This is a genomic window from Chitinophagales bacterium, from assembly GCA_016787225.1.
In the GTDB taxonomy this organism is placed as follows: Bacteria; Bacteroidota; Bacteroidia; order Chitinophagales; family JADJOU01; genus CHPMRC01.
In genome coordinates, this window is record JAEUUY010000026.1 from 43,483 (window position 1) to 69,133 (window position 25,651).

Here is a 25,651-nt window from a genome sequence, read left to right on the forward strand (position 1 = left end):
AAATATATACCTTTGATGTAAATTTGCAGCATAATGAATAATAAAAAATTAGCCTTTATATCAGGAGCAACGTCTGGTATAGGAAAAGCAGCAGCCATACTTTTTGCTCAGAACAACTGGGATCTCGTAATTTCAGGCAGAAGAAAGCCTCGACTTGAAGAACTGACTCGTGATCTTGAGACTTCGTATGGCGTAACTGTTCTGCCACTTTGCTTTGATATAGCAGATAGAGCGGCCCTTCGCAATAGCATTGAACAGAAAAAAGAAATTATATCATCTGTAAACGTACTAGTAAATAATGCTGGACTGGCATTAGGCAAATCAAGTTTCCAAGAAGGATTAGATGCTGACTGGGAAATGATGATAGACACCAATCTTAAAGGTTTAATCTATCTCACAAAGGAAATCGTACCTTTTATGGTAAAAAATAAATCAGGCCACATCATCAATGTGAGTAGCACTGCTGCTAGAGATATGTATCTTGGTGGCAATGTCTATAGCGCCACTAAAAGCGCAGTAGATGCTTTGACTAAAAGTCTTCGCCTTGACCTATTGGAACACAATATAAAGGTGAGTAGTATAGCCCCAGGCATGGTTCATACAGAGTTTTCTGAGGTTCGTTTTCATGGAAATAAAGAACTTGCTGACAATGTTTATAAGGGTTTCGAACCTCTATCAGCTCATGATGTTGCCGATGCCATTCTTTATATAGCTAGCAGACCTGCACATGTGCATATTGGAGACCTATTGATTACATGCACGGCTCAGGCAAATTCAAATGTTGTATATAAGAGTTAAAAAAATATCTTAGCGTCTTGTAAATAAAGACTTTTTATAGAACTATCAAAATAATTAGGTCGATTTCCATTTTTTTTGTATTATCTTTGCATATACTTAACCAGTGATTCTGTACACCTTTAAATTTTTCATTTAAATGACTAAGAGAAAATTATTATTTCTAACTTCTGAGTTAGAGCCATTCAACAATCTATCTGATATAGCTACAAAAATTTCTGAACTTCCAAACGAACTAGCATCATGCGGACTTGATGTAAGAATACTCATGCCACGTTTTGGAACAATAAATGAAAGAAGGCATAAATTGCATGAGGTTGTACGATTGAGTGGTATCAATGTCATGTTTAACGATGAGGACTTTGCCTTGACAGTTAAAGTGGCTTCACTTCCTAATTCGAAGCATAGATTGCAAATATATTTTCTCCACAATGATGATTTCTATAATCGTAAAAATGACTATCTTGATGATAACGGGAAATTCTTTGAAGATAACTCTGAGAGAATGATATTTTTCAATAGGGGAGTTATGGAGACGGTTCGTAAATTTGGGTGGGCGCCTGATTTCATAATTTGTAATGGATGGATGACTAGCTTGGTTCCTTTTTATGCAAGAACTATTTACGGCTCTGACCCTATATTCTCTGAATCAAAAATATTCTTCAATGTTTTTGATGAAGGTTTTAAGAATTCGCTTGAGTCAAAATTCTTGGAAAAAGCCCTCCTAGATGGAGTGATTAAAGAAGATAAAGGCATAGAGTATAAACCCGCAACACATACCGCTCTTTGCAAAGGTGCCATTCAATATGCTGATGCCATCGTTCTTAATACACATTCTATAGATAGTGAGCTCAATAAATGCATTATGAATTCAAAAAAGCCCACATTTAACAGGGACTTGCCGAATGAAAATCCTAAAGCATTTTTTGAATTTATTGACGTATTCAAACCTGTAGTAGAAAGTGAGGGAGCATAAACCGTTCATAATATTTTATCTCTTAAATCTTTTTATATTCCTAGCTTCTTGTAGTAAAGAAGGAAGTGATTTTATAGATGACACCCCTATACCACTTGGAGCAAAGGTAGACACAAGTTTTGAGATTATTGGCTACAATAGTATTGATTCTATACGATCTATACGCAACACCAGTGTCGTGCCATTTGGAACCAAAGTAGATGGCAACTACGGAACCTTTCGATCCAGTTTCTATGCTAGCTATCAAACTACCCTTACAAGCAAATCCTTTAGCTTTTCTTCTGTTGATTCTATTGTTTTAATAATACCATATTTCAGTAATACGCCAAAATATGGAGCAGCCAACCAACCGTTTAGTGTAGAAGTATATGAAATGACTGAAGGTATAGAAACAGACCCGAATAGTAAAAAAATGAGCTATACCTATGCATCTGGTCTTATTGGATCCAAGTACAATTTTATACCAAATGTTAAAGACAGTATCATAGATATTGGCGGCAAAATTCCAGCTGCAATTAAAATACCTCTTAACTTGAGTTTAGCAAACAAAATTATAGCTCCTGGCAGCTATGCTAGTGACGCAGAACTTCAAAATATATTCAAAGGTCTTTATGTGAGAAGTTCCTCGAATTCGAATACAAATGGTTTTGTGTTATTGAGCATTAGTTCTGACAATATAATTCGTATTTACGGGAAAAATTCAGGTGGATTATCCATTACATCCGACTTTTCTACAGGAGGGAGTAACTCCACCACGGTCAATGAGTATATTCACGATCCTGCTAGTATAGCCAGAACAAGCAGTATTAATCCAAACCGTACGACTGGAGATAATCTGCTCTATACACATGGGTTAAACGGCTATGTACCCACGCTCATTTTGCCTGACCTATCAATCTATTCCAAAACTAAAAGTATATTCAAAGCAGAATTAAGTCTTTACAGTATTGATACTAGTATTTTAAGTGTAGAAAGCTTTGGGCTTATGTACTTAGATACTGCAGGGAATAAAGAATTCTTATTGCCAGATGAGTTATATAAAAAGAAATTTCTCATATCTACAAAAGATACTATTATTAGTGGAAAGGCATGTAAAGAATATAAATACAATATAGCAATGTATCTTAATAGACTAATTTCTACGCCAGGTATAAGTAGAAAAATTCGAGTGTACTCTGCGCCATTACTTATTTCCAATTCGGTAACCAAGTATTCTGATTTTTTACCTTCGAGTGCTATTATTGGAGGAACGGGGCATATAGCCAAGCCTAAATTAAGAATATATTATAAAGATATTTAATTCAATAAAATATGTGCGGAATAGTAGCCTATATTGGTACCAGAGATGCCTATCCTATTTTGATAAAAGGTTTAAAAAGACTTGAGTATAGGGGATATGATAGCGCTGGTGTAGCTTTGATGAAGGATCAAAAGATATCGCTTATTAAACAAAAAGGAAAAGTATCCGAGTTAGAAGAGCTAGCAACAAAATCAGATGTAACTGGTACACTGGGTATAGGTCATACTCGCTGGGCTACCCATGGACCGCCTAGTCAAATTAATTCGCACCCCCATCTCAGCAATAATGGTGATATTGCTGTTATTCACAATGGTATCATAGAAAATTTTCAATCCATAAAAGAGGAACTAACACGTAGAGGCTATCAATTCATCTCAGATACTGATACAGAGGTACTAGCACACTTAATAGAAGAAGTTCAGAAAAATGAAAAATGCAATTTAGACAAAGCAGTTAGACTAGCCCTTAATGAAGTAACTGGAGCCTATGCCATAGCTGTATTTTCTAAAAAAGAACCCGATATACTCATAGGAGCTCGAAAAGGTAGCCCTCTTATAGTAGGTATAGGTAAAAATGAGTTTTTCCTTGCGTCAGATGCATCTCCAGTCATCGAATACACGAAAAAAGTTGTCTATATTAATGACGAGGAAATGGTGACATTAAATAGAAGTGGAGATTTTGAATTAAAAACTATACAAAATCAGGAGAAAACCCCTTATATCCATGAATTAGAGTTAAATCTTGAATCTATAGAAAAGGGTGGCTATGAGCACTTTATGCTTAAAGAGATTCATGAACAACCCAAAAGTATTTATGATAGTATTAGAGGTAGAGTCGATATAGAGAATGGTCTTATCAAATTAGGCGGACTCGAAGAGTATAAGGATCGTATCATGGCTTCCAGAAGAATTATCATTGTGGCATGTGGTACCTCATGGCATGCAGGATTACTTGCTGAGTATATGATAGAGGATTTAGCCAGAGCCAATGTAGAGGTAGAATACGCCTCTGAATTTAGATATAGAAATCCAGTCATTGATGAAGATGACATTATTATAGCCATATCACAATCAGGTGAAACAGCAGATACTCTGGCGGCAATAGAAATGGCTAAACAAAAAGGATGTCTCATTTTAGGAGTTTGCAACGTAGTAGGCTCTTCTATACCTAGAGCATCGCATGCTGGCTGTTATACACATGCTGGTCCTGAGATAGGTGTAGCTAGTACCAAAGCTTTTACAGCTCAAGTTTCTGTTCTATTTCTAATAGCATTGTGGATAGCAAACAACAAATCAACACTATCCAAAACTAGAATTAAACAATTACTAAAGGAATTAGATAGTCTACCTTCGAAAATTGAATCATTACTTAAATCTTGTGAAGAGAAGGTAAAAACGATAGCTCATAACTATAAAGATGCAAGAAACTTTCTCTACCTAGGTAGAGGCTATAATTTCCCTGCAGCATTAGAAGGGGCATTGAAATTGAAAGAGATTTCTTATATTCATGCAGAAGGATATCCAGCGGCAGAGATGAAACATGGCCCAATTGCTTTGATTGATGAAGAAATGCCTGTTGTGTTTCTTGTCAATAATATAAGTAGTCATGAAAAAACTTTGAGCAATGTGCAAGAAGTAGCTGCAAGAAAGGGTCAAGTAATAGCTATTGCAAGACACGGAGACGCCCAAATCAAAAAACTAGCGAAGCATGTGATTGAGGTACCTGATACGGAGGATTGCCTTAGTCCTATATTAGCTTCTATTCCACTACAATTATTATCCTATTACACAGCCATTGAAAGAGGGTGTAACGTAGATCAGCCTAGAAATTTAGCCAAAAGTGTGACTGTTGAATAAACCTAGCTGATGGAAAATAGCTTTAGATTCTATTTTAGACTTTTTCTAAAAATAAGCTTAGGTTTCTTTTTATTTTTTTCAATACTCCTATTTGCGGTGTCTCAAGGTTGGTTAGGCGAACTTCCATCTATCGAGTATATTAAGAACCCATCAAGTCAATTATCGTCTACCATTTATTCCGAAGATTATGAGGTAATGGGTAAACTCTATTATGAGAATAGAACAGAACTAAACTACAAACAGATTTCAACGAGTACTATAGAAGCCCTCATAGCTACGGAAGATGAGCGATTTTACGACCATTCAGGAATCGATGTTTTCGGTTTAATTTCAGCTAGCTTTAGAACTTTTATCTTAGGTAAACCCTCTGGCGCTAGCACTATTACCCAACAATTAGCGAAAAATCTATTCCATTCAGAAGAAGGAAGAAAGAATAAGCTAAAACGCCTCATTCAAAAAGTTAAAGAATGGTATATAGCTATAGAATTGGAACGTAATTTCTCAAAACAAGAGATACTTGCACTATATTTCAATACGGTTCCTTTTCTTCACAATTCTTATGGACTGCGAGAGGCATCAAAAACATATTTCAATAAAGAACCAATAAAACTAACAATAGATGAATCTGCAGTTTTAGTTGGTATGCTTAAAGGACCAGCGCTCTATAACCCTAAATCGAAACCAGATAATGCACTCAAAAGACGCAATGTAGTCTTAGAGCAGATGCGGAAAGCAGGTTTTATTGATGAAATGACAGCAACCAGTGCTAAAAAACTTCCAATAAAACTTGATTATAGATTAACCTCTCCGAGTACTGGATTAGCACCATATCTAAGAGAACAAATAAGAATGGAATTAGGAGATATCTTACAAAATTTTTCCAAAGAAAATGGAGATCCATATGATATTTATGCTGACGGCTTAAAAATTTATACCACCATAAACTCCAAGCTGCAAACTTATGCAGAAGAGTCTGTATCAGAACACATGCCTTGGCTGCAAAGGGAGTTTCTCAGAGAGTGGGGGGCAAAGGACCCATACAAGTATGGGGCGAAGGCGAATCCTGATTTGGTTAAAAATATTGTACGCGCATCAGAACAATACAAAAACCTCAGCGATGAAGGCAAATCTGAAGATGAAATTTTCAAAATACTCAGTACAGAGAAGCATGCTATGCGAATTTTTACCTGGCGCGGGCCTATAGATACGACGATGAGTTTTATAGATTCGATTAAATATGTAAAGAAGATTTTACAAGCTGGGCTATGTGCAATTGACCCACATACGGGGAAAATTCGAGCTTGGGTTGGCGGTATAGATTTTAATTTCTTTAAATACGACCATGTCAGACAATCAACAAAAAGGCAATCAGGATCAACCTTTAAGCCATTTCTCTATAATGTAGCATTAGAAAATGGACTGACCCCATGTAGTAAACTTATTTACGAAAAACCACTCATTGAAGGGCACGAAAGCTGGGATCCTAAAGGTTCTAAGAATTTTAAAGATGGAGAAGAAGTCACTTTAAAAGATGGATTACAAGTTTCCGACAACAGAATAGCTGCACTTTTGATAAAACAATTTGGCCCTTCCTTACTTATTGATAAAGCCAAGCAACTAGGCATAGATGCAGAGTTTGAAGAAGTACCAGCTATCAGCTTAGGCACTTCGGATATATCCGTAATAGAAATGACTGGAGCCTACACTCCTTATATGAATGGCGGTATCTATAGTAAGCCATTTTATATTGAACGTATTGAAGATAAGGATGGAAATGTCATATTCGAGAAAAAACCGGAGTCCAAAGAAGTAATGCCTGAAGAAATTGCAAAAACAATGAATCTCATGCTTCAGGGAGTATCCAAAGACAAAGGTACCGCCGCAAGACTTCGTGGTCAATACGGTTTTAAGGATGAAATCGCATGCAAAACTGGAACTACTCAATCTAACTCAGACGGTTGGTTTATAGGCAGCACATCACAACTTTTAACTACAGTTTGGGTTGGAGCAGATGACCCCTCCATAAGTTTTGCATCTACCAGACTCGGACAAGGTGCAAATACTGCGCTTCCCATTTGGGCAAAGTTTTATAAAAAAGCTACGTCTATCCCTAAATACAAGTCAGGATCTTTTTTCTCTGAATCGGACAGTACACTTATTAAACAATTTGATTGTAGCTTCCAGAACTCTGCTTTACCTCTGGATGACACAAATACCGACTATAGCCCTACTAATGATACTTTGCCAATATATAATGATAGCAAAAAGGACTATTAATCTAGCTTTTCATTAATACCAATACATTTAGACCGGATCCAAATACTGCCTATATAACCTATTGTAGCACCTATCAATATTCCCCCAATTACATCTGAGGGGTAATGCACCCCAATATAAACCTGACTAAAAGAAATAGTAACTACCCAAACTGCCAATAACCATCTATAGGTTTTAGGTATAAAATAGAAAAGAAAAGAAGCCAAGGAAGCATGGTTCATAGCATGGCAAGATGGGAAACTATATGTTTGGCTACAAAACGGAAATTGGTTTAGCCAAAATTGAAATTCAGCTATTTGGCAAGGTCTCGGTCGTTGAAATAAGGGTTTTAATAAGCGCGCACATAAAATATCACACAAAGCGGTAACCAAAATAGTAGTTATAAAAATCTTCCAAAATTCATCAGGAAATTTTCTCCAAATGTAGTATGTAAATAATAAATATAAAGGAATCCAGGTGGTCTTAGTTCGAAGAATGGGACACAATGTATCTAAAGATAAACATTGTAGGTTGCCATGTATCCATTTAAGAACAGCAATATCAATCGACTGAATAAGTTCCACTTTTGAAAATGCTTAAATTTTAAACATCTATTTTGATATACGTTTACTATGTAATCATACTTTTCAACTCTTCTACAAACCTAGACGCCAATTGGTCCGCTTTTTTTGCGGTTTCTGCTTCTGAATAGATACGAATAATAGGCTCGGTGTTAGACTTACGTAGATGTACCCACCCATCTGTGAAGTCTATTTTTAGACCATCTACCGTGTTACATTGCTCTATATCTTTATATTTGGCATGCATTCCAGCAATGAGTCCATCAACGTTAATATTAGGATTAAGCTCAATTTTATTTTTAGCCATCTCAAACTGTGGCAAACCTGCTTTGATGGCAGACATTTTTTGGTTTTTCTGCGCATAATAGCTGAGGAATAGTCCTATGCCCATGAGTGCATCCCTCCCATAGTGGGAATGTGGGAAAATAACGCCTCCATTGCCTTCTCCTCCAATAATTGCTTTCACTTCTTTCATCTTCGCAACTACATTTACCTCCCCTACAGCGGAGGCATGGTATTGACCACCATGTTTTTTGGTTATCTCTCGCAGGGCACGTGTCGAAGAAAGATTGGAAACAGTATTCCCTTTTTCTTTAGACAAAATATAATCTGCTACAGCTACTAGGGTGTATTCTTCTCCGAAAAGGCTACCATCTTCATTGACAAAGCAAAGTCTATCTACATCAGGATCTACTACTATTCCTAGATCTGCTTTTTCTGACACTACCGATTCACAGATTTGTTTGAGATGAGGTGCTAATGGCTCTGGATTGTGTGCAAAATTTCCAGAAGTATCACCGTTGAGTAGGATAATGTCCTCTACCCCTAATGCTTTTAATAGCAATGGGACAGCTATACTACCACTACTATTGATACCATCTACCACTACTTTTATTTTCTTTCCTTTTATCGCTTGTGTATCTGTCCATTTAGAATCCGCTATCTCAGCTATGTGCCAATTTAGAATGGTATCGTCTGAGGTAATTTTACCGAGTTCATCAACTTTTGAAAAGTCAATATTTTCAAGCTCTAGAGCCATATCTATGACTTTTTGACCTTCGGCAGCGGAGATAAACTCGCCTACATCATTGAGAAGCTTGAGCGCGTTCCACTCCTTTGGATTATGACTAGCTGTGAGAATAATTCCACCTTGCGCATTTAACTTTTTTACCGCTTTTTCTACAGTGGGGGTAGTAGAAAGTCCCAGATTTACTATATCGATACCTAAACCAATTAATGACCCTGAAACTATATTGTAGACCATTTCTCCTGATATACGTGCATCTCTACCGATGACGATTTTTGGTCTTGAATATTTAGATTTAACTAATTGACCATAGGCCAAGGCATAACGCTGAATATCTAGTGGAGATAAGCCTTCTCCATGTTTTCCTCCTATGGTACCTCTAATTCCAGAAATAGATGCTATTAAAGACATTTACTAGTTTTAAGTTTTAAGTGATAAGTTTTAAGTCCATAATTACTAGTTATTCACTATTAGTTATGAAGTTGCTTCTTCCAATTTTCTATCAATTTCAAGCCTTGCGGAGTGCCTACAGACTCAGGATGGAATTGAATACCATATATATTATGCCTTTTGTGTCTTACAGCCATAATCTCTCCAGCCTCGTCTCTGGCTATCACATGCAGTTCTGATTCTTTTTTATCTTGTAAAGCTAGACTATTATAACGCATGACCATCAAATTTTCGGTGTCAATATTATGAAAAATAGCATCATCTCTATTAGAAATTTTTACTGATATTCCATGTATAGGATTATGAGATTGAACTAAGGTATGTCCATAATACATACCGATGGCCTGATGACCTAAACAAATACCCAATATAGGCTTGTATCCAGCGAATTTTTCAATAATTCCAAACAATACAGGAACATCAACAGGAGAATTGGGACCTGGAGACAAGACTATAGTATCATAGACTAGTATTTTATCTAATATAATATCCCGACAATTAATTACATCCACAACAAGACCGCATTGCTTTAAATAGTCGTAAATATTTAGTGTATAAGAATCGTCGCAATCTAAGAGCAGAGCATTCATATATTGGTAGTCTGGAATAAGACTATTGTAGTTAGTTGAGGAGTTAGAAATTCGAAATTAACTTTACTTTGCAGTATATTACTGACCACTGGCAACTGTTTTTACTTAAACGGATCACTAAAGCTCGTATCGCTGATAAATGCTGGATCATCAAAAGCAAGCAAATAAGCCTTTAGGCGTGCAATTCTATCTGGAGTTAGCTGGATACCACCTTGATTGGCCTTTTTCATATTAGGGTCTATTGAGAAATTGTTTTTTACACCAGAATTATAATGGGTCAAAACAGCATCTAGATTGGCAAGGCGTCCATCATGCATAAAAGGTTTAGAATAAGATAAATTTCTCAAAGCTCCAGTTTTAAATTTACCAACATCTGGACCAGAAACACCCGTCACAAATCCCAATCCTGGGTCCTTAAATAATCCAGGACTCATATAAGGGTCTAGTCCATTATTATGAAACAAATTGTCTGTCATCAAAGGTTGACCGGTGATATCCCCATGACAATGAAAGCAATCGCCTTCTTCTGTTTCAAAGATATTTCTTCCTTCAATTTCTGCTGCTGTTAGATACTTATTGGGATTCCCTTCAATTTTACCTTTATCTACTCTAGATGAACCAGAGACCATAGTCCGAATGAAACTTGCCAAAGCTTTTTCAACCATATCATCGGTAGGTTCTGTAGAACTAAATGCAACATTAAAGGCATCCTTGTATCTCTGCTCTGGCATGAGTCTCGTTTTGACAAAATCAATGTTAAATTTTTGTTCTCCTTTCAAGGCATCTTTTACAGTAGCCTCTAGAGTTTTAGTGCGTCCATCCCAGAAAAATTCTTTAGTAAAAGCTAAATTAAAAAGCACCGAACTATTTCTTGTAGTCATATCTCCATGAACCTTCATATCCAAAGCTTTATCAGAACCAAAGGCAAATTCTTGTTTATGACAATTAGCACAGGCAATTTTTAAATCTTCTGAAATTCTTTTTTCATAAAACAACATTCGACCCAATTTTACTTTGGCTTCAGTTAACGGATTATCTGCAGGAATAGATGCTGGCGGAAAATGACTAGGCACTTTAAGCACAAAAGGCTTTGTAGTATTCCCACCTGAATTTTCTGAGCTACAGCCTACTTGTAGAGCGATTACACTTAGAACAGAAACGAAATATACTATTCTCATAACATTGAATTTAGCCTTACAAATATACGAAATTGGATATAATGTGTTTGTGAATATTTACACCTTTTTACAAAAAGATTTAAAACCTTGCCGACCCTGCAGGCCGCCGGTATGCACAGCTACTACTCTATCTTCAGGCGAGAATTTACCAAGTTTTATATCCTGAAAAATTCCATACATCATCTTACTTGTATAAATAGGGTCTAAGGGAATGTTATATTCTTCTTCAAAATTTTGAATGAAACTCCATAAATCATTGGACATTTTCGCAAATCCCCCAAATGTATAATCATAACAAATATTACCTCGTACTTTTAAAGAATAATCTAAAGTCGCTGCATAACCTAGTAGTTTTTGTTCTGGATTTAGATAAGTCTGGAGTCCTAGATAGGTGCCGAAAGTACCTACAGGTGTGCAAACCAAATCAAAATCTTGCAACCCATTTTTCACCAATGACTCAAACCCCTCATGCGTCCATTCATTAGTGCCTCCTTCAGGTATAAAATAAGAATTGGGATAAATACGCATTAATTCACCTAGAACTTCATCGAAACTATTTCTCAATATCTCTCTCGGATAAAAATGAAGCTGAACACCTTTTTCTTTTAAATGTTTGAGAGTATAACCATACTCTTTTGGTTCATGTCCTTTTATGATAGCGACTAAATTTTTAGCAATTAACTCTGGCAAATACCCACAGGCATATAAGTAATTAGAATAATTCCCACCTACGGTGATAATATTTTGTATGTCGGTATCTTTAATTCTTTGCAAAGTACCATATAGTTTACGAATTTTATTCCCGCTAAATTTAGTATGATTCAGATAATCAAGATAGAAAAATAAATTTGTGGTAGGTAATCCAAACTTAGTTACATCAATAGTTTTTAAAAGGTTAGTATCATAACTCAAAGAAGCAACAAATTGGTTCCAAAGTCTCATTAATTAAAAAAAAGTCAAAGGTAAGATGGTTTTCTATATAGTTTTGCAATTTTTAAACCCGAACCTAAAGGATAAGGTATGCCAAAAAATTTATTAATCGTAGAGTCACCTGCCAAAGCAAAAACTATTACTAAATACTTAGGTGGCAATTTCATAGTGGCATCAAGTTATGGTCATATTAGAGACTTACCCAAAAACAACCGAGCTATAGATATCGAAAATGGATTTGTACCGAGTTATGAAGTTTCAAAAGAAAAAGAAAAAGTCGTAGCAGAACTAAAAAAGCTTAAAAAAGAAGTTAAAGAAGTCTATCTAGCAACGGATGAAGACCGAGAAGGTGAAGCGATTTCATGGCATTTATGTGAAGTTTTAAAACTAGACCCAAAGACAACTAAAAGGGTCACCTATTCAGAAATTACAGAATCTGCTATTAAAAAAGCTATAGCTAGTCCTAGAAACATAAATATGAATCTAGTCAATGCACAGCAAGCTAGAAGGGTATTAGACAGAATTGTTGGCTTTGAGATTTCTCCCATTCTATGGAGAAAGGTAAGACCCAACTTAAGTGCAGGCCGCGTTCAGTCGGTGGCTGTAAGACTTATTGTGGAGCGTGAACGAGAAATACAACAGTTTCAGGCAAAGATGTATTATAAAGTAGCTGCACTATTTGACGAAAAAGATATAGAAGGGAAACCAGTCAAAGTAAAGGCAGAAAGTTCTAAAGATTTGTCAAGTGATGCTGAAGCTAAAAAAGTAACTGAGAGCTTTGTAGGAGCGAAATTCAGTATTTCGAAAATTGAAAAAAAGGCTGGCAAAAAATCTCCTGTAGCGCCATTCACTACATCCACCTTGCAACAGGAGGCTTCCAAAAAAATGGGGTACTCCGTAGCTAAAACCATGCAGGTGGCGCAGCGACTATACGAAGCAGGGCATATAACCTATATGAGAACAGACTCGGTAAATTTGAGCGATACTGCTATAGCTGACGCTCAAAAAGCTATCGAAAAATTTTATGGAAAGAACTACCATAAAATGAGAAAATATACTAGTAAAATAGCAAATGCCCAGGAAGCACATGAAGCCATAAGACCAACAAGTTTTGCCAAAAACAATATAGATGCAGACTCAGATGAGATTAAACTATATGATTTAATATGGAAAAGAGCGATCGCTTCGCAAATGAGCGATGCTGCAATTGAAAACACTATTGTCACCATTGGTAATGATAAAAATCAAATAGATCTCACAGCCAAACAAGAGGTTGTGACATTCGAAGGATTTTTAAAAGCCTACATGATAGAAAAAGATGAGGATGATGAGGAAAATAGTGGTGGATTTCTACCTCCTATGAAAGAAGGTCAAGCTATGATGCTTAATAATCTTACCGCCACCCAGAAATTCACAAAACACCCCGCAAGATATAATGAAGCTAGCTTAGTAAAAAAACTAGAAGAGCTAGGTATTGGTCGTCCATCTACCTATGCGCCTACCATTTCTACTATACAGAATAGAGAGTATGTTCTAAAGGATTATAGAGATGGTAAAAAGCTTGATTTTCAAGTATATAAATTAGAAAAAGATAAGGTGAGTTTGGTGACAGAATCTATGATAACTGGGGCAGAAAAGGCCAAGCTTTTTCCTACCGATATAGGTATGTTGGTGACCGATTTTCTAAAAATTCACTTTGAAAAAGTGATCGATTACAAATTTACAGCTAATATGGAGGAGGATTTCGATGAAATCTCCAATGGTAAGATAGAATGGCAAAAAATGCTTGAGCGATTTTATAAACCATTCCATGAAGAGGTGGAAACCACCTTAGAAACAGCTGAGCGTGTATCTGGTGAACGCAGTCTAGGTAACCATCCAGATTCCAAAGAACCTATGATAGCGCGGATGGGAAGGTTTGGACCCATGGTACAAATCGGTGTAACTGATGAAAATAATCCGGACTATAAACCTCGATACGCTAGACTGAGAAAAGACCAAAGTATAGAAACTATCACGATGGAGCAAGCTCTGGATCTATTCAAACTTCCAAGAATTCTAGGAGAATTTGAAGGCAAAGAACTCAAAGTCAATGTAGGTCGTTTTGGTCCTTATGTTCAGCAAGGCAGCACCTTTACATCTCTTAAAAAGGAAGATGATGTCATGTCTATTGACCTAGAAACCGCTATTCAACGAATCATATATAAACGCGAATCAGACGCTAAAAAACTAATACTTGATTTTACTGAAGAAGGCATTCAAGTGCTTCAAGGGCGCTGGGGGCCATTTATTAAACAAGGAAAAGAGAATTACCGTATACCGAAAGGAGTAGAAGCTGAGAAATTAACCCTTGAGGTGATTCAGAAAATAATTAAAGGAGAGTTTAAAACAGAAGCTATCAAAACTTCTAAGAAAACAGCTAAAGCGACTGCTAAAAAAACAGCAAAGAAAACTGCTAAAACGACTAAAAAGAAGTAATACCAATCATACATATAAAATAGTTCAATGTATTTTATATGTTTAGAGTGGTAAATGCCGTTGTGAATTGTGTTTAGTCCATTGGAGCGTGGCATAAAATTGGACTATTACAGAGTTCCAAACGGTATAAATCGGTTTGTTTAGAAGGTGCCATATATTCTAGCTTCCTACAATTTGGTAGACTGCCAATAAAACAGTTGAAATCTCTTCTTATATCTTTTATAGAATGAGGTAAATGCCAATTTTATTTGAAATGACTGACCTTCATAAAGTCCATCAACTAATACTATTCCTTTAAAAGCAAGCTTTTCTTGATTTCTGAAAATAAGACTTCTATTGATAAATTTAAATTTTTGATACACAATTTTTCCGCTTGTCATTGATTGAATAATATTTTTTTTGGATTCCTCCAGTCCATTGGAATGGATATAAGTCAAGGAATCATGCAAAATTTGTTTAAGAGAAGAAGTATCTCTATCTACTAAAAGTTCAAATCTCTTGGCATCTAGGTTAAAATTTTGACCTTTAACTTGTAGATTTAACAGAATAAAACAAAAGCAAAGTAAAAGTGAATTCAATATTTCAAACAATTAATTTATATTTGCAAAAATAGAAGAGAATGAATTCTAAAGAAGAGATAGTTAATAATTGGCTTCCGAGATATACTGGGGTTCCATTAGAAAATTTTGGAGAGTATATCCTGCTTACCAATTTTATTGGCTATGTCGAGCTTTTTGCCGACAAGTTTCAGGTTGAGGTTTTAGGAAAACAACGTCCTATGCAGACAGCCACAGCGGAGAATATCACGATTATCAACTTCGGAATGGGCAGTCCTAATGCTGCTACCGTTATGGATTTATTAAAAGCTATAAATCCTAAAGCCTGTTTATTTTTAGGGAAATGTGGTGCATTGAAATCAAAATTTAATATTGGTGATCTCATTTTACCTATAGCTGCAGTAAGGGGTGAAGGTACGTCAAATGACTACTTCCCTTCCGAATTGCCAGCTTTACCAGCTTTCGCACTTCAAAAAGCAATATCTACAACGATTCGAGATTTTGATAAAGATTATTGGACTGGCGCTGTCTATACGACGAATCGCAGAGTATGGGAACATGATCAGGAATTTAAAGATTATTTGACAAAATTAAGAGTGGAAGCTATCGATATGGAAACAGCTACTATATTTACGGTAGGGCATTATAATAAAATACGCACAGGAGCACTATTATTAGTGAGCGATAAACCTATGGAACCCGATGGTGTAAAAACTGAGAAAAGTGATACAAGTGTAACAGCTAATTTTGTAGATAGTCATATACAAATAGGAATTGAATCTTTAAAACAGCTCATTAATAATGGGCAAACTATTAGACATTTGAAATTTTAATCAACAACTAATGAATCAAATATTAGAAAAATTGAAAGGGTATTTACCTTATATAGCAGGATTGATATTGATATCTTGTATTATATTTTACCCAGAATTGCAAGGAAAGAAGTTAAGTGCACATGATGCCGTAACATGGCAAGAAGCCTCTAAGGAGTGGAAAGACTATCAAGATAAAGGTGAAAGTATATTCTGGACTAATAGAATATTTAGTGGTATGCCACTATTCACGGTTGCCAGTGACATTTCGGGCAATCTAATTTCGAAATATTTTTCAAAATTAGTCTTTGCTTTACCTAACAATGTAGGCTTTTTATTTTTTCTATTGCTATGCGGATTTGTATCACTTATTCTACTTAATGTCAATAAAAAAATAGCGTTTATTTGTGCTATAGCTCTTGGTTTAAACACTTGGATATTAGATTCACTTTGGGCATCTCATCCTACCAAGATTCTATCATTTGCCTTCTTACTGCCAGTCTATGCTGGATTTATATGCTACATGAGAGATAACAAGTTGATAGGTTTGATAGCCATTATGCTAGGAATAAATCTCTCAATAGCTTTTGGGCACTATCAGATAGTCTATTACGGAGTAATAGTTTCTGTTATTTTAGCTTTATATTTTCTCATAGATTCTATTCGCTCCAAAACGGTGACAGGTTATCTTAAAAAAGGATTCATTACTTTAATATTTGTAGCTATTGGTGCACTTCCAAATTTATCTACTTTACTAATAGTCGAAGATTATAATAAAGAAACAATGCGTGGCGGCAAAACAGAACTTGTAAAACCTGAGGCTAACTCTACATCCAAGGATGGTGGCTTAGATATCAATTATGCCTTTAGTTGGAGTTATTCATGGGAAGAACTTGTCAATTTTTTCGTTCCTGATGCTACAGGTGGTTCTAGCAATTATACTGTAAAAGGCAAGAAGTCAAAACTGGCAGAACAACAGGCACAAGCAAGTGGCCAAGAGGAAGTTACTTTGCCATTTTATTGGGGGATTCAACCATTTACTGGTGCACCAAATTATTTGGGAGCAATTACGTTATTTCTCTTCATTTTCTCTTTATTCTATTGGAAAAATAATTTCAAATATGCACTTATCTTCATCTTTGTCCTATCGCTATTTATGGGACTAGGCAGAAGCTTTCTTGGCTTTAACGAATTGCTTTTTCAATACCTACCCCTATACAATAAGTTTAGAACACCGACCATGTCTTTTTCTATTCTTAATACTATTTCTGTAATTACAATTGGCTTGGGATTAACTTCTTTCTTCAGAAATGAGAAGAATGAGGTTATGATCAAAGCATTAAAATATAGCGCATATACATTCTTAGGATTGCTGATAATAGGATTTGCCATGATATCGAGCGCTGGCTATACGGGAGTTAACGACTTGCAAACTTTTGGAGAAAATAAACAGGCGTTGGACCTGATGATAGAAGATAGAGCTTCTTTTTTCAAATCAGACCTTTTAAGAACCTTATTTTTAGTTAGCTTGGTAGTTGCTGGTTTTTATTTTTACATTCGAAATAAATTTACTTATCAGCATCTTATCATTGCGCTTGGGTTACTGATTTTCTTCGACCTTTGGAGCGTGCACAAACGATATCTATCTGCTGATGTTTTTCAAAAAGTAGATAAGCCAGAAGACCTAATTCCTAATGAGGCGTATAATCAATATTTAGAACAGGACAAATCTCATTTCCGCATTTTCAATACAACTAGCCAAAGTGTATTTAGCAGTAATACGGATGGTTACCGCTTTAGCAACGTGGGTGGATATTCTCCCGCCAAACTATATCGTTACCAAGACCTAATTGACGTGCATTTGTCAAGAGGCAATATGCCTGTGCTCAATATGCTCAACACGAAATATCTCATTGTAGGCACGCAAGACGGACAAAAAATGCCACAACAAAATCCTGATGCATGCGGAAATGCATGGTTTATCAAGGAAGTAAAATTTGCGAAAAATGCAAATGAAGAAATGGACTCTATAGGCACTTTTAATCCTAAAAACACGGTATGGATAGATCAGCGCTTTAAAAACGAAACAAACTTTGCCATCAATGCAGATCCTAGCGCCTCGATAAGTCTTACCAAGTATCATCCTGACAATATGGAGTATCAATCAAAATCATCTTCAGGGGGATTTGTAGTATTCTCTGAAATATGGTACAAAGGAAATGAAGATTGGAATCTCTATGTCAATGGTAAACCACAAAAACTAGTACGTGTAAATTATCTGCTTCGTGGAGCATATATTCCTGCAGGGAATAATAAGGTGGAGATGAAGTTTACAGCTAAGAAATTAGATAGCTATTTAACTCTAGGTTATGTAGCAAGTGTACTAAGTTTTTTACTGATATTAGGACTTGTATATTGGGTTTATTTCCGACGAACGACTAGCTCCAATGAGCAGGGATAAACTAAAGTTACTTACTCTCATTTCATATAAATTTCTTCCAGCTCTCACTGGTGGAGAGATAGCTCATCTTCATTTTCACAATCATATCGCTGACTATATCGATAATTATGTGATAGGCAGCAGTAAGAATAATGAAAGTAATTGTATTCTTAAATTTAAACTTATAGCAAAATTTAAAAATAAGATTCTGACCTATCTTCAAATTCCGTACTTATATGCTATAATATCAACAATAAAAAAAGAAAGAATAGATGTGCTAATGTGCTCGCACCCCTATCTTGGCTTATCGTCATATTGTGCAGCCAAATGGTGTGGGATAAAACTCATATCCTATAGTCATAATATTGAATCAGAAAGGTTTAGAACCCTAGGGAAATGGTGGTCTCCAATATTATTTCATTATGAGAAATGGGTGCTATCTGTAAGTGAAATTACATTTTTTGTCACAGAAGAAGATAGAAGGTGGGCAATAAAAAACTACAATCTAGATGTCGCGAAAACTAAAGTATCACCATTCGGAATAAATATAGATCATAAACCGCACAAAGACCTTCAATATAGAAAAAAATTACAAACCAAATATGGTCTACAAGAAGATTCGAAAATTCTTTATTTTATAGGCACCTTCCCCTATGAACCGAATAATCAAGCTGTAAATTTCATAATCGATGAAATCAATCCACGATTGAAAAAAACCGACCTAAAATACAAGATACTTGTAATTGGGAAAAATTTGGATGTGGAAACGCAGAAAAAAATACAAGTCGAAGACTCTATAGAATATTTGGGCTTTATAGATGATATAAGAGAAATACTAGATAGTGCCGACATTATGCTCAATCCTATGCTCCTCGGGGGAGGTATTAAAACGAAAGCCGTAGAAGCTCTGGGGCATAACATCAAAGTTGTGAGTACTTCCAACGGTGCATTTGGATTAGACCCCACAGTATGCCGCGGCATGTTATTTATATCGGCAGATAATGACTGGGAAGAGTTTGTTTCAAATATTCTTTTAGCTTCTAAAACTCAATCTGAAATTTCACCAAAATTTTACGAGCATTATTATTGGGGCGCGGTGACTAAGAGGGTGGTAGATGATATTCAAACTTTACTTTGAAATAATAGCTGTACCTCCATTGTCAGGTATTGGTGTATAGCCAATTTTTAATTCAGCACAAAACTTTACTACAGCTTCTCTAGCGCCTTTATAACCTTCATTATTGAAGTCATGAATAAAAATATAACCTCCTAGCTCCAATTTAGGATAGAAAAAATGAAGTCCCTCATATATAGGCTGATATAAATCTGCATCAAGACTTACAAAACAAAAACTGTCTTCAAGTCCAGCTGTCGTTTCAGGAAAAAAACCTTTTTTTACAATACAATTTTCTTTGTTGATCATTTTTGACAATACTAACTCTACGCTTGTATTTGAAAAATTTTGTTCCCCTGTTGAATAGTTATCCATTATTTCAGCTAAGATATCTCTTTTATCAAAACCTTCAAAAGTATCAAACAAATAAAGTTTTCGTTCAGGGAAAAGCTTGTTTAATTTTTCTGAAAAATTGCCCTTATAAACACCAACCTCAGCTAGATTTCCTCTTACATTTTTTAATTTAATCTCATTAGCGCATAACTCTAAAGATCCGTAGCGAACAAAATCGAAGTTTGCGTCTAGTAATGATTTTTTAGAATAAAAACTTAGTGACTTGACAACATATAAATTATAATTCTTTAGAAATCTGGCGATGAAAAGAAATATTGCTCTCATTTTGTTTAGTTGAAAAAGTTCAAATTACATTTTGATATAGAGTGATTCCTAGCACCTATAGCTAGGAATTTTAGATATTAAGGTATATTGTTTAAGTAAATTCATAATTTTAGTTTAAATCCTTCCCTTAGTCCATTCAATAGACTTTGTCTCTGAGCCGAATTAAATTTAAGATAAAATACAACTCTTGCTAGCAAATGATATCCTATTGAGATATATTTGCGTATGCCCGTGTAATGTTTACGAATAAAGTATATCTTATTTCTATTGGAATAGAAAATATAAAATTTAGAGTCATCTCCGCCAGAACTTACTGAAACAAGGTGAGTAATAACCAATTCTGGAACATACCATAATTTAATTCCTAATTGTATACAGCGATATACGAAATCAGTATCATCTGTATAGACAAAGTAGGTTGAATCCATAAGACCGACTGTGTCAAATACAGAATTTTTTATTGACATAAAACATGTGGGCGAGTAGGTAACTAACTGATTACAATTTGATAGATTATCATCTATTTTTTTAAAATTTCGGTGAACGCCTAATGCTCTTAATCTATCAAAATACCCTCCAGCATACCAGATAGATTTCCTATCGGGATAGAAAATCTTTGGTACTATTATATCAAACTCATTCTTTATATGCAAATTCAATAATTGGGCTAGAAAATCTGTATTTTCAATAATAATATCATTATTTAAAAGTACGGTAAATTCACATTTATCCTCTATTGACTTGCGTATACCAATATTATTGCCTTCTGCTACACCAAGGTTTCCCTTGCAGACAATATGTTCATATTCAAAAAGTAACTCCTCAGTTAAAAAAGTATTGAGAAGATGGGTTGACTCAATGCTTGCTGAGTTATCTATAAGATATAACTTGAAATTTTGTAAGGTTTGAGACTTTAAGCTTGCAAAAAAATCTTTCAGAACAGATTCTGAATTGTATAAAACCGTAACTAATCCTAATTTTCGCATGACTTATTTCAACAAACCCTTTGTTTTCATTTCTTGAATAGACTTTTCATATCCATTATCAACTATATTTTGCATCTGCACCCATGAGCAGAAATTTTTAATGCCTTCCTCCATGGTCACTGAAGGTTCAAAACCAATTTTTGAAAATACCTTACTCAGATCAGCATAATTATGCCTTATATCACCTAGTCGGTAGTTCCCTGTTATTTTAAAGTTTTCTTCTTTATTATAAAAATGGTACAGCAATTTTGCTATAGCCAATACACTTGTATTCACTCCCGACCCTACATTCAATATCTGACCATTCGCATTTTCAGACTCAATGGAAAGTCGTGTAGCTGCCACTACATCCGAAATATATACAAAGTCCCTACTTTCAAGTCCATCTTCAAAAATATTGACAGGTTTATCCGAAAGAATTAAATTAGAAAAAATAGATAGTATACCTGTATAAGGATTGGTCAAGGATTGACCTGGTCCGTATACATTCTGGTAACGCAACGCTACTGGCGCTATACCAATATTTGGACAAAGCGTCATAATCATTTGTTCTTGCACTTGCTTTGTAATTGCATAAAAAGACGAAGGATGTATTTTTGATTCTTCATCAGTTGGTTTGAGAATAAGATTTCTATCATCAAGATATGAAACCTCAAAGTTACCAGATTTTAGCTCATTATCCACCCTAGAAGTCGGAAACACGATACCGTATTTACTAGAATAGTATTTGCCTTCGCCATATATAGAACGCGATGAAGCGACCACAATTTTTTTGACCTTATGTTCCCTATTTGTCAATATATCTAGCATATTTGCTGTCCCACCAATATTGACATTGTTATATTTATTTATCTCATACATTGACTGACCTGTGCCAGTCTCTGCAGCATAATGCACAATAACTTCATTATTCTCAATAGCCTTGTAAAAAATCTCCTTATCTTCCACACTTCCTTTTATAAAATTGACTTTGCCAATAACTGTTTTATACAGTGGAGAATTTTTCTCTGGTTGACTAGTATGAATTTGAGGCGATAAACTATCTAATATAGTTACCTCATGTCCTCGAGAGACTAGATCCAGAGACAAATTAGATCCAATAAAACCTGCGCCACCAGTGATGAGTACCTTCGTCATATAAATTCTCCTTTACTATTCGTTTTCTTCCATATTTTATCTTCTATGCAATATCTCTTAATCACTATTGCTGGACTCCCAACTGCTACAGCAAAATCAGGTATATCCCTTGTTACAACACTATTAGCTCCTATGACAGAATTTTTGCCTACGTTAGCCCCGATAATACATACATTTTCTCCTAACCACGCTCCATCGCCGACACTTACAGAACTAATGTTTCTTACTGGTTGATCAAGTATTGGCACTTCTATATCCTTAAATTCATGAGTATTATCCGAAATATAAACTTTGTCTGCAGTTAGAACTTTTTTACCTATTATAATCTGGTGAGTACAATAAATATGATTAAAATGACCTATTACAGACCCGTCTCCTATTTCCAATCTTGAAGGATCTTTTCCATCGATAGATATTGAAGCTAACCAAGTATGTTTCTGGATATTTACATTTTTACCAATAAATATATTTCGTTTACCGTCAAGTCTTAATGGTGATTTAATTCTAGCACGTGAGCCAATGTTTCCAAACTGTATTTTATAAATTGGATAAATTATTAGATAATAAAAGATCAGATATAACTTGTTCATAACTTTTGACCAATAACAAGCATGTGATCAAATGCTAGATTTGAATGCTTATACTTTCTTTTCCAATAAAAATTATAAATGTAAATCAAAAAGTTTTTAACAAAGAGGGTAAAGAAATTCATTAGGAAACCTCCACTGTGACTAATATTCTCATAGCTTAGCGTCTGGATATTATTTCTGCTTAATAACTTAGATATCGAGGATTTATTAAAAAAAGAAATATGCTCCCAAGAATAGAAATAAAACCACTTTTCTCGCCAAATTTTTGCATTGAGGCTATCAACATTACCAGTTAATAATACAATAATACCTCCGGTTGCTAAATACTCAGAACATAATTTTAACATATCATTGGGCTGATATAAATGTTCAATGACATCCATCATAAATATAATATCGAATTTCATATTGGAAAAAGAATCTATATTTAAGAAACCATTCACTACATTTAGATTTAATGAATACTTAGCGAAATCAGCTGCTTTTGGAGAAGGCTCTATCCCAAAGGTCTCGTATCCCTCGTTCCTTAGCAAGCTTAACAAAAATCCATTCCCACAACCTATTTCAAGGACCTTTCCTGATTCTTTCAAAGATTTAACCTTTTCTAGTACCTTTTTATCCTCATCTATTCTAGTATGTAGAGGTGTCTTATCAAAATACTCAGAATTAAGTTTATGATAATAATTAGTTATTGTTTCCTCCGATAAGCGGGGACTTAAAAAACAATGATTGCAATCCTTACACCTATATACTGACGACGAAATATTTTCTTTAAATCCCAAAGAATTTAAAATACCGCATGTATGTGTAATTTCAGGGTATAATACATATAGCTCACGCGAACTGCAGACTAGGCAATGATTTATACTTTCATAAATAACCATTCCAGCACTCATAACGAATTATCTCATATAAACCACTCTAGTGCCATCATTTTCAAATTGAAATGGAATTTCAACAAACTTGCTCATTTTCTTTCTAAACTCATCTTTTCCATTTCCCACATAAAACAAAAGAAACCCTCCACCACCAGCTCCTAACAATTTGCCACCTAAAGCACCAGCCCTAATAGCTATATTATACATTTCATCTATTTGTGGATTTGATATAGCAGTAGATAATTTCTTTTTGGCTATCCATGTTTCATGAAGCAATTTCCCGAAATCTTCTAACGAGGTATTTTCCTCAGATAAGATATTCATGCCTGCCTGAACCATATCATAAATATCCTTAAGCTCAACTAAAACCTTCCTTTCTTTAGTTTTTTCAACTTGTTCTTTAAGCACTTCGGTCGCGAATCTACTGATACCAGTGTAGTATAGAAGCAAATTACTATCTAGTGCTTTTTTACGATCTGCGCTTATTATGACTGGGTTTACACTTAAGCATTCCTTGTTCAATTTCATATAATTGAGCCCACCCACGGCAGCTGCAAGCTGATCCTGTACACCTACGTTTTCTTGTAAAATATTTTTCTCTATATGAATGGCCTCTTTAGCGTATTCTATTGGAGGTTTTATTTTACCTTGATAGGCATAGAGCGCATTGAGCAGTCCAACCGTAAAACTAGAACTCGAACCTAGCCCTGTACGAGCAGGTAGATCTGAAAAAATATTAATATCTAGTCCATTGGCAATACTCAAATACCTCAGAGTTTCTCTTACTGATGGGTGCTCTATCTGATCTATTTCATTACAGAGCTCTACCTTCTTATAGGCTATTCTATATTTCTCATCCATCAACCCTCCGATAGAGTTAATAGTCACATAGACGTATTTATCTATTGTCGTGCTTAACACACAGCCTCCAAATTCATGAAAATATTCGGGATAGTCAGTGCCACCGCCAAAAAAACTGATACGAACAGGGGTTTTTGAAATTATCATCAGCTTACTTGAATAAATATTTGTAAAAAAATCTATTAACTTATTTTATCTAAAATGACACGCCAATTCTTGTCTTCATAGTTTAGAATATAGATGCCATTATCTAAATTAGCAATATTTATAACTTCATTATTTATAAAACTTTTTATTTTCCTGCCATCTAATGAATATATCGTAGCCTCTGAAGGAGAATATAATCTTGAAAAATTTATTATTCCATTGGTCGGATTTGGGAAAATTGAAATAGGATCATGACTATGGTCATCTCTATCAACCGAGCTAGTTATTGAATTTGGATTTGGTTCACTATACAAAGTATCTACTTCCTTTCTAGTTAGAGGTCTATTGTATAATCGGATGTCGTCGAGCTTTTCATTGTAGTTATAAGTATATGGACAATAATTTGTTATCGGTTGTCCGAATGCAAGTACTTCATCTGAGTTTGACATTGTAGAGTTGAAAAGGTCATTTCTAGAAAAGGAATCGACTATTGTGTCAATATAAAATTTCACATTTGGCTTATTCCAAATAACAACTACATGGTGCCAATTATTGTCAGCTACAACTTTTTTCCCAAATTGATAAACATCTAATCCCATTTCATCGCCGAATTGCGAAACAAGTGAATTTGTATTTGAAATGTAAATATTAAACGCATCTGAATTTCCACCACAGTATGAAAATTTAGAAATTAGGCTGTTTGTATTAGTTCCTCCAGAGGATTTTAACCAGAATGATATTGAGAATGCACTGCTATATCCATCAAGTGCAACATTATCATTTACAGTTATAGTCTGATTCATGCCAAATTGATAGGCTTTATTTGGGTTGCCAAATCGATCTGAGGTTAAAACTGCGCCATTCACTTTGCCATGATATTTCCCACCATCATCATTTGCGTTTGCATTATTAAAATAATACTTTGCTATAAGACCATTTGACAATTGAGACTCTGCTCCCAGTGCAGATAAAACAAAAAAAGATAAAAAAAATTTACATTTCATAAATGCAGAAAAATCAAGACGTAAAATTTT

Annotated in this window: 22 protein-coding genes; 9 read left to right on the top strand and 13 right to left on the bottom strand. The window is 35.0% G+C overall.

The features are described 5' to 3' along the window. Positions 1–33 precede the first annotated feature (33 nt). The 5 genes from JNL75_09585 to JNL75_09605 all read left to right on the top strand — a co-directional run bounded on the left by JNL75_09585 (position 34) and on the right by JNL75_09605 (position 7,204). Entirely contained in the window at positions 34–798 is a 765-nt protein-coding gene (locus JNL75_09585; GenBank protein ID MBL7790063.1) for an SDR family NAD(P)-dependent oxidoreductase, read from the top strand. A gap of 136 nt (positions 799–934) precedes the next feature. Further along, on the top strand, positions 935–1,771 hold the full coding sequence (locus JNL75_09590; GenBank protein ID MBL7790064.1) for a glycogen/starch synthase: 837 nt from the start codon (positions 935–937) through the stop codon (positions 1,769–1,771). Then, positions 1,758–3,071 (top strand): DUF4270 family protein, encoded by a 1,314-nt coding sequence (locus tag JNL75_09595; protein ID MBL7790065.1) that lies wholly within the window; start codon positions 1,758–1,760, stop codon positions 3,069–3,071. Before JNL75_09590 ends, JNL75_09595 begins: the two co-directional genes overlap by 14 nt. Before the next feature lie 11 nt (positions 3,072–3,082). Next, positions 3,083–4,927, top strand: coding sequence for a glutamine--fructose-6-phosphate transaminase (isomerizing) (glmS, locus tag JNL75_09600; GenBank protein ID MBL7790066.1), 1,845 nt, complete (start codon positions 3,083–3,085; stop codon positions 4,925–4,927). 96 nt (positions 4,928–5,023) lie between these two features. Next, a complete protein-coding gene (locus tag JNL75_09605; GenBank protein ID MBL7790067.1) occupies positions 5,024–7,204 on the top strand; it encodes a transglycosylase domain-containing protein in 2,181 nt (726 codons plus the stop codon). On the opposite strand, the gene JNL75_09610 is transcribed toward JNL75_09605, so the two are convergent. The 5 genes from JNL75_09610 to JNL75_09630 form a co-directional block, all read right to left on the bottom strand. After that, positions 7,201–7,767 (bottom strand): phosphatase PAP2 family protein, encoded by a 567-nt coding sequence (locus JNL75_09610; protein MBL7790068.1) that lies wholly within the window; start codon positions 7,765–7,767, stop codon positions 7,201–7,203. The genes JNL75_09605 and JNL75_09610 overlap by 4 nt on opposite strands. A gap of 46 nt (positions 7,768–7,813) precedes the next feature. Then, on the bottom strand, positions 7,814–9,202 hold the full coding sequence (gene glmM / locus JNL75_09615; protein ID MBL7790069.1) for a phosphoglucosamine mutase: 1,389 nt from the start codon (positions 9,200–9,202) through the stop codon (positions 7,814–7,816). A gap of 59 nt (positions 9,203–9,261) precedes the next feature. Continuing rightward, on the bottom strand, positions 9,262–9,831 hold the full coding sequence (locus tag JNL75_09620) for an aminodeoxychorismate/anthranilate synthase component II (GenBank protein ID MBL7790070.1): 570 nt from the start codon (positions 9,829–9,831) through the stop codon (positions 9,262–9,264). Positions 9,832–9,932: 101 nt separating this feature from the next. Continuing rightward, positions 9,933–11,009 (bottom strand): hypothetical protein, encoded by a 1,077-nt coding sequence (locus JNL75_09625; protein MBL7790071.1) that lies wholly within the window; start codon positions 11,007–11,009, stop codon positions 9,933–9,935. A gap of 57 nt (positions 11,010–11,066) precedes the next feature. Then, positions 11,067–11,951, bottom strand: a complete 885-nt coding sequence (locus tag JNL75_09630) for a hypothetical protein (protein MBL7790072.1) — start codon at positions 11,949–11,951, stop codon at positions 11,067–11,069. Positions 11,952–12,029: 78 nt separating this feature from the next. Between JNL75_09630 and topA the strand changes: the two genes are divergently transcribed. Further along, positions 12,030–14,417, top strand: a complete 2,388-nt coding sequence (gene topA, locus JNL75_09635) for a type I DNA topoisomerase (protein ID MBL7790073.1) — start codon at positions 12,030–12,032, stop codon at positions 14,415–14,417. Positions 14,418–14,584: 167 nt separating this feature from the next. Here the strand turns inward: topA and JNL75_09640 are convergent, their stop codons facing one another. Further along, complete coding sequence (locus JNL75_09640; GenBank protein ID MBL7790074.1) at positions 14,585–14,995, bottom strand: nuclear transport factor 2 family protein; 411 nt, start codon at positions 14,993–14,995, stop codon at positions 14,585–14,587. 41 nt (positions 14,996–15,036) lie between these two features. Here JNL75_09640 and JNL75_09645 point away from each other — a divergent pair, with 41 nt between their 5' ends. Genes JNL75_09645 through JNL75_09655 form a run of 3 tightly spaced genes read left to right on the top strand, consistent with a single transcriptional unit; the run spans position 15,037 to position 19,364 of the window. Next, entirely contained in the window at positions 15,037–15,807 is a 771-nt protein-coding gene (locus JNL75_09645) for an AMP nucleosidase (GenBank protein MBL7790075.1), read from the top strand. A gap of 10 nt (positions 15,808–15,817) precedes the next feature. Next, entirely contained in the window at positions 15,818–18,247 is a 2,430-nt protein-coding gene (locus JNL75_09650; protein MBL7790076.1) for a hypothetical protein, read from the top strand. Next, positions 18,234–19,364 carry a glycosyltransferase family 4 protein gene (locus JNL75_09655; protein ID MBL7790077.1) on the top strand — a complete coding sequence of 377 codons (1,131 nt, stop codon included), beginning with the start codon at positions 18,234–18,236 and terminating at the stop codon, positions 19,362–19,364. The genes JNL75_09650 and JNL75_09655 overlap by 14 nt, the downstream gene beginning before the upstream one ends. Here the strand turns inward: JNL75_09655 and JNL75_09660 are convergent. The 7 genes from JNL75_09660 to JNL75_09690 all read right to left on the bottom strand — a co-directional run bounded on the left by JNL75_09660 (position 19,356) and on the right by JNL75_09690 (position 25,621). Continuing rightward, on the bottom strand, positions 19,356–20,018 hold the full coding sequence (locus tag JNL75_09660) for a methyltransferase (protein ID MBL7790078.1): 663 nt from the start codon (positions 20,016–20,018) through the stop codon (positions 19,356–19,358). The two genes, JNL75_09655 and JNL75_09660, sit on opposite strands and share 9 nt — an antisense overlap. Before the next feature lie 101 nt (positions 20,019–20,119). Beyond that, positions 20,120–21,004 carry a glycosyltransferase family 2 protein gene (locus JNL75_09665; GenBank protein MBL7790079.1) on the bottom strand — a complete coding sequence of 295 codons (885 nt, stop codon included), beginning with the start codon at positions 21,002–21,004 and terminating at the stop codon, positions 20,120–20,122. Positions 21,005–21,007: 3 nt separating this feature from the next. After that, positions 21,008–22,141, bottom strand: coding sequence for an NAD-dependent epimerase/dehydratase family protein (locus JNL75_09670; GenBank protein MBL7790080.1), 1,134 nt, complete (start codon positions 22,139–22,141; stop codon positions 21,008–21,010). Further along, on the bottom strand, positions 22,138–22,731 hold the full coding sequence (locus JNL75_09675) for an acyltransferase (GenBank protein ID MBL7790081.1): 594 nt from the start codon (positions 22,729–22,731) through the stop codon (positions 22,138–22,140). The genes JNL75_09670 and JNL75_09675 overlap by 4 nt, the downstream gene beginning before the upstream one ends. Further along, on the bottom strand, positions 22,728–23,627 hold the full coding sequence (locus JNL75_09680) for a class I SAM-dependent methyltransferase (protein MBL7790082.1): 900 nt from the start codon (positions 23,625–23,627) through the stop codon (positions 22,728–22,730). Before JNL75_09680 ends, JNL75_09675 begins: the two co-directional genes overlap by 4 nt. Positions 23,628–23,633: 6 nt before the next feature. Further along, positions 23,634–24,617, bottom strand: coding sequence for a hypothetical protein (locus JNL75_09685; protein ID MBL7790083.1), 984 nt, complete (start codon positions 24,615–24,617; stop codon positions 23,634–23,636). 35 nt (positions 24,618–24,652) lie between these two features. Next, positions 24,653–25,621 (bottom strand): T9SS type A sorting domain-containing protein, encoded by a 969-nt coding sequence (locus tag JNL75_09690; protein MBL7790084.1) that lies wholly within the window; start codon positions 25,619–25,621, stop codon positions 24,653–24,655. Between the last annotated feature and the right edge of the window lie 30 nt (positions 25,622–25,651).